Origin of the sequence: Streptomyces sp. NPDC086787, assembly GCF_044745865.1 — a bacterium.
GTDB lineage: Bacteria > Actinomycetota > Actinomycetes > Streptomycetales > Streptomycetaceae > Streptomyces.
This window is the reverse complement of sequence record NZ_JBIVBC010000001.1, coordinates 645,477-657,667: the sequence shown is the minus strand read 5'-3', so window position 1 is coordinate 657,667 and position 12,191 is coordinate 645,477. Positions and strand designations below refer to the sequence as shown.

Annotated in this window: 9 protein-coding genes; 8 read left to right on the top strand and 1 reads right to left on the bottom strand. The window is 73.5% G+C overall.

All coding sequences use genetic code 11. The features are described 5' to 3' along the window. The first annotated feature begins 228 nt into the window (after positions 1-228). The 5 genes from ACIPK3_RS03050 (at position 229) to ACIPK3_RS03030 (ending at position 7,200) form a co-directional block, all read left to right on the top strand. On the top strand, positions 229-3,201 hold the full coding sequence (locus ACIPK3_RS03050) for a beta-galactosidase (protein ID WP_402566109.1): 2,973 nt from the start codon (positions 229-231) through the stop codon (positions 3,199-3,201). Positions 3,202-3,342: 141 nt separating this feature from the next. Beyond that, positions 3,343-3,933, top strand: a complete 591-nt coding sequence (locus tag ACIPK3_RS03045) for a toxin-antitoxin system, toxin component family protein (protein WP_402566839.1) — start codon at positions 3,343-3,345, stop codon at positions 3,931-3,933. Between the two features lie 32 nt (positions 3,934-3,965). Further along, positions 3,966-5,171 (top strand): MAB_1171c family putative transporter, encoded by a 1,206-nt coding sequence (locus ACIPK3_RS03040; protein WP_402566838.1) that lies wholly within the window; start codon positions 3,966-3,968, stop codon positions 5,169-5,171. Further along, complete coding sequence (locus ACIPK3_RS03035) at positions 5,168-6,589, top strand: FAD-dependent oxidoreductase (protein ID WP_402566107.1); 1,422 nt, start codon at positions 5,168-5,170, stop codon at positions 6,587-6,589. Before ACIPK3_RS03040 ends, ACIPK3_RS03035 begins: the two co-directional genes overlap by 4 nt. Before the next feature lie 11 nt (positions 6,590-6,600). After that, entirely contained in the window at positions 6,601-7,200 is a 600-nt protein-coding gene (locus ACIPK3_RS03030; RefSeq protein ID WP_402566105.1) for a hypothetical protein, read from the top strand. Here ACIPK3_RS03030 and ACIPK3_RS03025 read toward each other — a convergent pair. After that, positions 7,187-8,062 (bottom strand): RimK family alpha-L-glutamate ligase, encoded by an 876-nt coding sequence (locus ACIPK3_RS03025; RefSeq protein WP_402566837.1) that lies wholly within the window; start codon positions 8,060-8,062, stop codon positions 7,187-7,189. The two genes, ACIPK3_RS03030 and ACIPK3_RS03025, sit on opposite strands and share 14 nt — an antisense overlap. Before the next feature lie 125 nt (positions 8,063-8,187). Here ACIPK3_RS03025 and ACIPK3_RS03020 point away from each other — a divergent pair, with 125 nt between their 5' ends. The 3 genes from ACIPK3_RS03020 to ACIPK3_RS03010 all read left to right on the top strand — a co-directional run bounded on the left by ACIPK3_RS03020 (position 8,188) and on the right by ACIPK3_RS03010 (position 12,146). Beyond that, on the top strand, positions 8,188-9,639 hold the full coding sequence (locus ACIPK3_RS03020; protein ID WP_402566103.1) for an acyl-CoA synthetase: 1,452 nt from the start codon (positions 8,188-8,190) through the stop codon (positions 9,637-9,639). Continuing rightward, complete coding sequence (locus ACIPK3_RS03015; RefSeq protein WP_402566101.1) at positions 9,632-10,981, top strand: carboxyl transferase domain-containing protein; 1,350 nt, start codon at positions 9,632-9,634, stop codon at positions 10,979-10,981. Before ACIPK3_RS03020 ends, ACIPK3_RS03015 begins: the two co-directional genes overlap by 8 nt. Before the next feature lie 127 nt (positions 10,982-11,108). Next, complete coding sequence (locus ACIPK3_RS03010; protein ID WP_402566099.1) at positions 11,109-12,146, top strand: rod shape-determining protein; 1,038 nt, start codon at positions 11,109-11,111, stop codon at positions 12,144-12,146. Positions 12,147-12,191 lie beyond the last annotated feature (45 nt).

The window sequence follows — 12,191 nt, the reverse complement described above, 5'->3', positions numbered from 1 at the left end:
CACACTCCTCGTCGAGTCGCACGGCCCGCTCCCGCGGATCGGCGCACGTACCTAACCAGCGAATACCGCCACCAAACCCGGCATTGCGCTCAATAGCGGAGGCCACACGTGCGGGATGCGCCGTACCGCCTAATCCGCCCGCGCCGGGATCCGCATACGCTCCCCGTCGGCCGTACCTCCATGACAATGGCCGGATCCGCGCCCCGTAAGATCGCCCGGGAGGATCCCTTGGCGCTCAGCAGACGTTCTTTCAGTGCCCTCGCCGGCTCGGCCGCGCTCGGCCTCGCCCTCGGTGGCAGCGGCGGACCGGGAGCGCCCTCGGCGTTCGCGGCACGCGGTGTGCCGACCGGGCCCGCGCCCGGCCCGCCCCGTGCCGACGGGCAGCCGCACACCATCGGGTACGACCGGCACTCCCTCCTGGTGGACGGCAGACGGCTGGTCCTGTGGTCCGGCGAGATGCACCCCTTCCGGCTGCCCAGCCCCTCCCTGTGGCGGGACGTGCTCCAGAAGATGCGGGGGCACGGCTACAACGCGGTCAGCGTCTACGTGTCGTGGAACTACCACTCCCCGGCCCCCGGGCAGTACGACTTCACGGGCGTCCGCGACCTGGACCTGTTCCTGCGCACGGCCGCCGAGACCGGGCTGTACGTGATCCTCCGCCCCGGGCCCTACATCAACGCCGAGGTGGACGCGGGCGGCTTCCCCGGCTGGCTCACCGCCACCCATGGCACCGCGCGGACCGCCGACTCCACCTATCTGTCGTACACCGACGAGTGGCTCACCGCGGTGAACCAGATCGTGCGGCGGCACCAGTTCACCGACGGCGGCGGCACGGTGCTGCTCTACCAGATCGAGAACGAGTACGACGCCCGGACCGACGGCGCGGACGGGCGCGCGTACATGTCCCACCTGTACCGGAAGGTGCGCGAGGACGGGATCGCCGTACCCCTCTTCCACAACGACAAGGGCAGGAACGGCTACTGGATCCCGGGTTCCTTCGACACCGGTGAGAAGTCGGCGAGTTGGCTGTACGGCTTCGACGGGTATCCGTCGCCCGCCAAGACGCCGCCCGACTGGGGGCACTTCGGGGTCGGCGGGCTCAAGGGCGGCGCCACGGCCAGCCCGAACACGCCCGGTTTCGTACCCGAGTTCGGGGGCGGCTGGTTCGATCCGTGGGGCGGGGCCGAGTTCGACGGCAAGGGGTACGCCGAGTCACGGCGGACCCGGGACGCGGCCTACGAGCGGCGGTTCTATCTGACCAACCTCGCCAACGGCATCACCCTGCACAACGTCTACATGACCTTCGGCGGCACCTCCTGGGGCTGGCTGCCCGCACCGCAGGTCTACACGTCGTACGACTACGGCGCGGCCGTCGACGAGGCCCGCCAGGTCACCGGGAAGATCACCCCGATGCACCAGATCGGGCACCTGCTCCAGCGCGTGCCCGACTTCGCCAGGCTGGACCGGGCGACGGACGTCAGCGCCGACGGGCTCAAGGTGTACCACCTGACCAACCCGGACACCGGCGCGCACGTGTACGTCGCCCGCAACGACGGCTCCGAGGGGGTCACCGCCGCCCTGCCGACCGAGGCGGGCAAGGTCGACGTGACCGTGCCGGCCAGGGACGCCAAGCTGGTCGCCACCAATCTCTCCCTCGGGAAGCGGAAACTCAGGTACACCACCGTGCAGCCCATGATGGTGCTGAGCGTCGGCAGGCAGGACATCGCCGTGTTCACCGGGCCGCACGGCGAGATGGCGCATGTCGTCGTGGAATGCCCGAGCGAGCCCCGCACCACTCGGCTGGACGACGAGGCCGCCTGGTCGTACGACGACCGCGGCGCGCTGCACGTGACCACGCCGCTCGGCGAGAACGGCCTGGCCCGGGTGCTGGTCGAGGGCGGCGGGATCGACACCCCGCTGCTGCTGGTGTTCGCCGACGACGCGGCGTCGGCGCGGCTGTGGCCGTACGACACCCCGTCCGGGACCGTGCTCGTGAACGGCCCGGCGCTGCTGCGGCACGCCGAGGTGGGCGGGTCCACGGTGCGGCTCACCGGCGACACCGTCAAGAAGACCGGGCTGGAGGTGTGGGGGCCGCGCGGGATCGAGCGGGTGGAGTGGAACGGCGCCCCGGTGCCCACCCGGCTCACCGGGTCCCACAGCCTGGTGGCCAAGGACCCCCTGCCGGGCGTGCCCGAGGTGCGGCTGCCCGAGCTGGGCGGCTGGCGTCGGCGTGCGGAGAACCCGGAGGCCGATCCGGGCTTCGACGACTCCGGGTGGCGGGCCGCCGACCGGACCACGTCGTACAGCACCACGGCGGTGCCGGACGGGCAGCCGGTGCTGTTCGCCGACGACTACGGCTTCCATTACGGAGACGTCTGGTACCGGGGCACGTTCACGGACTCCTCCGGTGTCGAGGCCGTCTCGCTCGCGTACAGCACGGGCACGCAGGGCATGCTGATGGCGTGGCTGGACGGCGAACCGCTCGGCACGCACCGGATGCCGGTGCCGGACAAGAGCACGGTGCGCAAGGGAAGTTGGACGGCGACGGCCGGGTTCGCGGTGCGGGAGGCACTGCGCGGGCCCGGCCGGCATGTGCTGTCCGTGCTGGTGCGGCGCATGCAGCACGACATGGACGGCAAGGCGCTGGACACGCACAAGGCGGCACGCGGGCTGACGGAGGTCGGCTTCGAGGGCGCGGCGCCGAAGGTGAGCTGGCGGCTCCAGGGCGAGGCGGCCGCCGATCCCGTGCGCGGGCCGCTCAACAACGGCGGGCTGTACGGGGAGCGGGAGGGCTGGCACCTGCCCGGGTTCACGCAGGACGGCTCCTGGAAGCAGGCCGCGTTCCCGCGCGCGGACCGGGGGCAGGGGGTGACCTGGTACCGGACCGAGTTCAAGCTGTCCGTGCCGGACGGCATCGACGCCTCCGTGGGGCTGGTCCTGGAGGACGACCCGGCACGCGACTACCGCGTCCAACTGTTCCTGAACGGCTGGAACATGGGCCAGTACATCAACGACGTGGGCCCCCAGCACACCTTCGTCCTGCCGGGCGGCATCCTGCGCACCCGGGACACCAACACCCTGGCCCTGGCCGTCCTGTCCGACGGCACCACGGAGTCGGGGCCGGGGCAGGTGCGGCTCAAGCTGCTGGGCAGCGCGGCGGGGGGTGTGCCGGTGGAGGTGGTGGCCTCCCCCGGCCGCTGACCGCCGGGTCCGTCTCGCGTCAGGCGATCCGATGGCAAGGACCCCTAAGTGGTCATTTCCGGTCACCGGATCGCATGACGCGGGCACTTCCGGACGCGTAACCTCGGACGGGCCGCCGGGCGGCGGTGAGAAGAGGTGACGATGGACATCGCGGGCGCGCGGCGGCGGGCCGCCCGGGCGGGTGCGGGGTGGCGGCGCGGCCGGCCGGGGACGGGTCGGCGCGGACTCGCCGCCGAGCTCGCCCGCGCGGTGCGCACCCGACCCCAACCCCCTTCCGACGTGGGCGAGTTGTGCCGGGCACTGTGTGACGTGATGGGTGAGCGGCGGGCCGGGCGGCCGGTCGAGCTGCGGTTCGAGCGGTTTCCGGACGAGATCGAAGTGACCGGCCTGTGGGTGGAGTTCCAGGACTTCGACCTGGTCATCGTCGAGGAACGTGCCGAATCGTTGCAGCAACTGGTGATTCTGGGACACGAGTTGTGGCACATCCACGCGGGGCACCGGCATCACCACGGCGTCGGCGCCGCCCATGTCCACGCGCTCGCCGGGCGGGACGACATCGCCCTGACCGTCGCCGCCCGCAACGGCTCCCGCGAGGCCGACGAGGCCGCCGCCGACGACTTCGGGCACCGGCTCGCCGCCGCCTTCCGGCCGCTGCTGTCCGGGCAGGGGCCCGCCGCCCGGCTCGGCCCGGTGCAGCGGTCGATGGGATACCGGGGAGGTGCGGGGCGGTGACGACGACGTTCGCCGGCCATGACCTGTCCCGTATGTTCAGCGGCCTGTCCATATCATTCTGGCTGCCGACGGTGGTGCTCACCGTCGCCCTGGCCATCAAACTGCCCGGCATCATCAAGACCTGGCGCGATCCGCTGCTGCGGGCCGTCGGCGGGCTGCTGCTGTTCGCCTGCGCGGTGTTCGTGTTCGCGGCACCGAACACCATCGCCTGGGTCAACCGGACCACCGGCGTGCCGAACATCTCGGCACCCTGGGTGTACTCCCTGCTCACCGCGCTGTGCGCGTCCTGGCTGCTGCTGATCATCGCCTGGCGCAACGGCATCTCCGACCGCTCGAGCGTGACCCGCCGGGCGATCCGCTGGGTGGTCTCCGTCTACGCCGCCGTGGTGATCGCCCTGTGGGCGCTGTTCGCGGCCGCCGACGTACCGGTGGAACGGCTGCGGGACCTGGACACCTACTACGCCAACACCCCGTTCATGCGCGAGGAGATCGTCCTCTACCTGCTCGCGCACGCGGTGGCCTGTTCCATCACCGCCCGGCTGATCTGGAACTGGATCCGCACCGACGGCCTGGACGCCTGGCTGCGCTGGGGGCTGCGGTTCCTGGGCATGGGCTACGCGACGAACCTGCTGTTCGACGCGTCCAAGTTCACCGCCGTGATCGCCCGCTGGACCGGGCACGACATGGACTGGCTGAGCACCTACCTCGCCGCGTCGGCCGCCTGTGTCTCCGCCACGCTGGTCGCGGTGGGCTTCATCATCCCGCACGCGGGCCAGTACCTGTCCGAACGCTGGTACGTCCGGGTCAGTCACTGGCGGCTGCGGCCGCTGTACCTGCTGATGCGGACCGTCACCGGCAACCGTGAGCCGTTCGCGCTGCGCTCCACCGGGGAACTGCGGCTGATCCGCCGTGAGACGTTCATCCGGGACGCGCTCCTCCAGCTCTCCCGGCACCTCGACCAGGGCCTGCGCGCGCGGTCGTACGACGCCGCCCTCGCGCTGGGCTTCCGGCCCGGCCGGGCGGAGGCCCTGGCGGCGGCGGTGACCATCCTGGACGCCGTGGAGACCCGTAAGCAGGCCGAGTCGCCCGACATCGACCCGGCCGCCGACTCGTCCGGCCCGGACACCACCCATCTGCTCCAGCGGATCCAGGAGGTGTCCCGGGTGCTGCGCCATCCCGACGACATCGAGGCGGTACGTGCACGAGCGGCCGTCCCGGCAGAGAGTGCCCGCGCATGAATGAAAGCTCGACCCCCGCAGCCAGAACCGCCGTCGTGCTGGGGGGCTCCCATACCGGGATGCTCGCGGCGCGGGCCCTGACGGGTTTCGCCGACCGTGTCGTGGTCGTGGACCGCGACATCCTGCCCGACGGCGCCGAGCCCCGGCGCGGGCTGCCCCAGGCCCGGCACGCCCACCTGCTGTGGTCGGGCGGCGTCCGGGCGATGGAGGAGCTGCTGCCGGGCGTCACCGAGACGTTGCGCGCCGCGGGCGCCCACCGGCTGCCGGTCACCACGGACATGGTCGCGCTGTCCTCGCAGGGCTGGTTCCGCCGCTGGCCGGAGTCCCACCACGTGGTCCTGGCCGGGCGTGACCTGCTCGACGCGACGATCCGCCGGCAGGTTCTCGCCGACGAGCGGATCGAACTGCTCACCGGGACCGAGGCGGTGGGGCTCACGGGGACGGCCTCGGCGATCACCGGAGTACGCGTGCGGTCGGTCGAAGACCGCACGTCACAGGGGCAGGAACGTATCCTCAGTGCGGCCCTGGTGGTGGACGCCACCGGGCGCGGCTCCGGAGCCTCCCGCTGGCTCGCCGCGCTCGGGCTGCCCGCGCCGGAAGTGCGTGAGGTGGACTCCGGGCTGGTCTACGCCAGCCGGCTCTACCTGCGCCCGGAGGAGGCCCGGGACGACTTCCCGATCGTCAACGTGCAGGCCGACCCGCACGCCGGGAGCCCCGGCCGGGCGGGCCTGATCCTGCCCGTGGAGAACGGCCGCTGGATCGCCACCCTGTCCGGCACCCGCGGCGGCGAACCGAGCGCGGACGCCGACGACTTCCTCCGCTTCGCCCGCGAGGGTCTCCCGCACCCGGTGATCGGCGACCTGCTCGCCAACGCCGAGCCCCTCTCCGCCGTCTCACTCACCCGGTCCACCTGCAACCGGCGTCACTACTACGAGCGGATGCCGGTGTGGCCGGAGAACTTCACGGTCGTCGGGGACGCGCTCGCCGCCTTCAACCCGATCTACGGGCAGGGTCTGGCGGCCGCCGCGCAAAGCGTGCGGCTGCTGCGGAACGTGATTCGCCGTCAGGGCTGGGGCACGCCGGGGCTGTCCCGCCGTATCCAGAAGGCGGTCGCCCGCCCGGTGCGCGGCGCCTGGGACATGGCCATCGGCCAGGACGTGTTCTACCCGGGCGCCACCGAGAACGGCCCCACCCTCAGGGACCGGCTGGTCGCCGCCTACGTCGACCGCCTCATGCGCACGGCCACCGGCAACGGCCGGGTCGCCCGCCGGGTCACGGACGTCACCTCCCTGGAGCGCGGCTCGGCGGTGCTGCTCGCCCCGGACGTACTGCTGGCGGCGGCGGTGGGCCCGCTGCGGCCGCCGCTCGACGGGCCGCCGCTGACGGCGCAGGAGCGGAAGGCGGGCGGGCTGTCCTGACCCGGGTCACCATGGATGCCATGCCTCCTCCCTCCCGGCCGCTCCCCTTCCGTCCGCTCGACTTCCAGCTGGTGCTGCTGCGCCGCATGGCCGACCACAATCCGGATCTGGTCGAGGACGCCCGCCGTCGGCTGGACGTCCCGGTGGCGGACATGCGGGAGGCCAACAAGCGCTGGCAGGCGATGCTCCACTCCCGGCACGCCCGCTCGGCGGCGACCCGCTACCGCTCGGTCCTCGGTCCGCCGGAGTCCGAGACCAAACGGGTGATCGGCGACCTGGAGTGCGTGGCGTGGCAGTGGCCGCTGCCGCTCTGGCCGGAGCTGCGCTTCGAGGCGCTGGTCTCCCCCGACGGCGCCGTCTGGAACGAGTGGCTGGTCCGCGCCCCCGGCGCCCCCGCACCACGGCTGCGCACGGTCGAGGACCTCACCCCCTGGTCGTGCACGGTGGACGAGGCGGCCCGCGCCTTCGCCCCCGCCCGGCCCCTGGAGGGCACCGCCCCGACCCGCTGGGGCCTGGCCTTCCAGGCACCCGACGCGTCCGGCGTACGACGTGACGTGGCAGCCGAGTTCACCTGGGGGCTGTTGCAGCGTACGGCGGTCAGCGAGCCGTAGCGGCGGCGAGGATCGCGTCGGCCACCGCGTCCACCGACCGGGGGTGCAGGAAGAGGAACAGGTTGGGCTCGATCAGCTCCAGCTCCATCAGCCGGGGCAGACCGTCGTCTCCATCGGCCAGGTCCACGCGCGCGTACAGCAGCTCGGGCGCGTCCGGTACGGCGGCCAGGGCGCGCTCCGCGACGGAGAGTTCGGCCGGGGTCGGGGTCCACGGCTCCAGGCCGGGGTGCGCCACCTTGTCCGCGTCGTAGGCGGTGCCGGGCGTGAGGACGGCCCGCTTGCGGCTGGCGTGCAGCAGCCGCCCGGCGAGGAACTGGAGGGCGCGCTCCCCGTTGACGTCGATGCCGCCGAGGTACGGCTGCACCATCGCGGTGAGGCCCAACTCGTGCAGCCGCGCGAGGTGCCGCAGCGCCGTGTCCCGCTCGGCGGGCGTGTAGCGCGCGGCGAGGCGGGCGCCCGCGCCGGACGCGGGCTTGACGACGAAGTCGCGGTCGTCGGGCAGGGCGGGGGTGTCCCCCGGGGCCGCGTACAGGGTGGGTACGACGGGCACACCGGCCGCCGCGAGATCGCCGAGGTAGCGTTTGTCGGCGTTCCAGCGCACCACGGCGGCCGGATTGGCGATCCGGGTCAGCTTCCCGACCCGTTCCGTCCACGCCGTGAACTCGGCCGCGCGCTCGCTGTAGTCCCAGGTCGAGCGGATGACGACCAGGTCGAACCCGGCCCAGTCGATGCCCGGGCCGTCCCAGCGCACGGCCTCGGCCGCGGCCCCGGCCGCCGTCAGCGCGGCCACGAGGACCGGCAGGTCACGGTCGTGGTGCGGCTCGTCGCCGGGGTCGTAGGTGGCGAGGGCGATGCGGGGTATGCGCGAGAGGTGTGGCATGCGTCGCAGGCTAACGGACACGGTTGCCGGGGAGCCCTGGTGTAGGAAGGTTCTGTCGTGCCCTGCCGTCCCCCGCAGCCGTCGTCTACAGCCAAGGAGTGCTCCGCGTGTCCTCCCTATTTCCGGCCCTGGCGGATGGTCCGGGCGAGCGTGTCGCCCTGCGGTTCGGCGAGCGGTCGCTGACGTACGCGCGGCTGGGCGCCGCCGCCGGGGCGGTGGCCGCCCGGGTGCGGGACGCCGGCCGGGTCGCCGTATGGGCCACCCCGGAACTGGAGACGGCCGTCGCCGTGACAGGCGCCCTGCTCGCCGGGACGGCCGCCGTGCCGCTCAACCCGAAGTCGGGCGAGAGCGAACTCACGCACATCCTCACCGACAGCGCACCCACCCTGGTGCTGGCCGCCCCGGGCGCCGAACTCCCGCCCCCGCTGGGCGGATTGACGCGCGTCGACGTCGACGCGTCCGGCGCCGGGGCCGCCGTACCGGAGGACCTCGCGTCCGGGGAGGACCCCGCGCTGGTCGTCTACACCTCCGGCACCACCGGGCCGCCCAAGGGCGCGGTCATCCCCCGCCGGGCGCTCGCCGCCACCCTGGACGCGCTGGCCGACGCCTGGCAGTGGACCGGCGACGACGTCCTGGTGCACGGGCTGCCGCTGTTCCATGTGCACGGACTGGTGCTGGGCGTGCTCGGCCCGCTGCGGCGCGGCGGATCCGTGCGCCACCTCGGGCGTTTCACCACCGAGGGCGTGACCCGGGAGCTGACCGGCGGCGCGACCATGATGTTCGGGGTGCCGACGATGTACCACCGCGTCGCCGAGGCACTGCCCGGCGACCCGGAGCTCGCCAAGGCGCTCGGGCTGGCCCGGCTGCTGGTCTCCGGGTCGGCCGCGCTGCCCGTGCACGACCACGAGCGAATCACGGCGGCGACCGGTCAGCGGGTGATCGAGCGGTACGGCATGACGGAGACGCTGATGAACACCAGCGTGCGCGCCGACGGCGAGCGGCGCGCCGGGACGGTCGGCGTGCCGCTGCCGGGCGTGGAACTGCGGCTGGTCGAGGAGGACGGGACGGTTCTCCCGGCACCCGACGGGGAGAGCGTCGGCGAGATCCAGGTGCGTGGCGCGAACCTGTTCACCGAGTACCTCAACCGGCCCGACGCCACCGCCGCCGCCTTCACCGACGACGGCTGGTTCCGCACCGGGGACATGGCGGTGCGGGAGCCGGACGGGTACGTGCGCATCGTGGGACGCAAGGCCACCGACCTGATCAAGAGCGGGGGTTACAAGATCGGGGCCGGGGAGATCGAGAACGCGCTCCTGGAGCATCCGGGGGTGCGGGAGGCGGCCGTCACCGGCGAGCCGGACCCGGACCTGGGCGAGCGGGTCGTGGCGTGGATCGTGCCGACGAACCCTCAGTCACCGCCGACGCACGAGGAGTTGGCCGACCATGTGGCCCGGCGGCTGGCTCCGCACAAGCGCCCGCGCGTCGTCCGCCATCTGAACGTCCTTCCCCGCAACGACATGGGGAAGATCATGAAGCGGGCGCTGGTGGCCGATGCCTGAGCGGCTGAGCGCACGCCAGATCCTCGCCCGGGTCTGCGACACCGGCACCTTCAGCGAACTCCCCTACCCGGCAGGCGAGTCGGCGCCGGACGGCCCGATCTCCTGGGAGGGCTACGGCGCTTCACGCGCCCGCGCCGCCAGACGCACCGGAGAGCGGGAGTCGGTCATCTGCGGCACCGCGGCCGTCGAGGGTACCCGGGCCGTGCTGATCGCCTTCGAGTTCGGCTTCCTCGGCGGCTCCCTGGGCCGGCTGACCGGCGACCGGCTGGAGGCGGCGTACACCCATGCCCGCGCGCACCGGCTGCCGGTGGTCCCGCTGATCGCCACCGGCGGCAGCCGGATGCAGGAGGGCATGCTCGCGCTGATCCAGCTCCAGCGGGTGGCACGGCAGTCCGCGCTGACCCGCGAGGCGGGCCTGCCGCAGATCGCGGTCCTGCGCGACCCGACGACCGGCGGCGGCTGGGCCACCCTCGGCGCTGGAGCCGACGTCACCCTGGCGCTGCCCGGCGCTCAGGTCGGCTTCGCCGGTTCCCGGGTCCGCCCGGCGGACTCCGACCCGGCCGCCTACACGGCGGAGGCGCAGGTGGCCTCCGGCGCGGCGGACGCCGTGGTCAGGCCGGAAGAGCTGAGCGGGACGCTGGGTCACTGGCTGCGGCTGCTGACCAGCCCGGCGGCCGAGGCACCGCCGCCGGGCGCCCTCGGCGCCGCCGCGCTGCCCGCCACCGGCTGGGAGGCCGTCCGCCGTGCCCGCTCCCCGCACCGCCCGCGGGCCGAGACCTACCTGGACGCCTACTTCACCGGCCGACGCGCCCTGACGGGCGACCGCTGCGGGGGCGCGGACCCGGACGGCATGCTGTGCGGCTTCGGCGAGCGTGACGGCCGTACCATCGCGTACGCCGCCCAGACCGGCATCCCGACCCGGCCCGCCGGCTACCGCACCGCCGCCCGGCTGATCCGGCTCGCGGACCGGCTCGACATCCCGGTGCTGACCCTGGTGGACACGCCCGGCGCGGCCAACGACGCCGAGGCGGAGCGGCAGGGTGCGGGCTCGGCGATCGCCGACCTGTTCGGCACCCTGGCCGACGCCCGGATCCCGGTCACCACCCTCGTCATCGGCGAGGGCGGCTCGGGCGGGGCGCTGGCGCTCGCCGCTCCCGGCAACACCTGGGCCACCCCGGACAGCTACTTCTCGGTGATAGCCCCGGAGCTGGCCGCCGCGATCCTGAAGCGGCCGCCCGAGGAGACCGAGGCCACGGCGGACTGGCTCCGCATCCGCCCGCAGGACCTGGTGGAGCTGGGGGTGATCCAGGGCATCGTGGAGGGCACGACGCCGACCGGCTGAGGCCGCCGCCTCCCCCGCCCGGCCCCCTCCAGAAGGCGCGCCGCTCCCTCTCCCCCGCAGGATTACCAGGGAGAGGCCCGCCACACCCGGCGGCACCCGCACGGCCCGCGCACCGGGAGGATCCGCCGTGACCGTCAACCTGGAGCAGTTGCGCCGCTGCCACTTCGCCGTTGACCTGGGGGCCGCCCGTACCAGGGTGTATGTGAAGGGTGCCGGGCTCGTGGTGGACCAGCCGTCCGTCGCCGCCGTGAACACCCGCACCGGTGCGCTCATCGCGGTCGGCGAGTTCGCCGAGCGGATGACGGGGCGTACGCCCAACTACATCCGGGTGGTGCGGCCGGTGTCCGGCGGCACGGTCGTGGACATCGACATGGCCCAGCGCATGCTGCGTCATCTGCTCGGCGACAAGATGCGCCGCAATCTGCGCCGCAAGGCCCGGCTGCGGGCGGCCGCGTGCACCCCGCACGACGCCGATCCGCTGGCCCAGCGGGCGACCACGGAGACCCTGGTCGGTCTGGGCGCCCGGCGGGTCGAGCTGGTGGACACCCTGATCGCCGCGGCCGTGGGCTGCGGGCTGCCGGTGGAACGCCCCGAGGGCACGATGATCATAGTGTGCGGTGCCGCGGCCACCCAGGTCGCCGTCCTCTCGCTCGGCTCGGTCGTCTCGGCGGAGCGGATCCCGGTGGGCGGTGAGGCGGTGGACCGCGCGATCGTGCAGCACCTGCGGCACGAGCACGAACTGATGCTGCCCAGCCAGTCGGTACGACCCCTGCAACTCGCCCTGCACGGCAACGGCCTCAACGCGCAGGGTCCGACGGTCACCGAGATCCACGGCCGGGACGTGGCCACGGGACTCGCCCGGTCGGTGCGGGTCGACACGGCGGCCGTGCGGGACGCCATCCAGACCCCGCTCACGGCCGTCCTGGACGGCATCGGCAAGGTGCTGCGGGCCTGCCCGCCGGACCTGGTGGCCGACCTCGCCGACGTCGGGATGGTGATGGTGGGCGGTTCGGCCCTGCTCCCCGGCTTCGACCAGATGCTCAGGCAGGCCACCGGCATGCCGGTGCAGATCGCCGAGCGCCCCGACGTGTGCGCCGTGCAGGGCATCGGCGCCATGCTGGAGGGCCGGATCGAGCCGCTGACGCTGGACCCGCTGGCCGCCTGACGCGGCTTCGGCACGTCCCGGTACCTCTCAGTACGGCAGGATGCG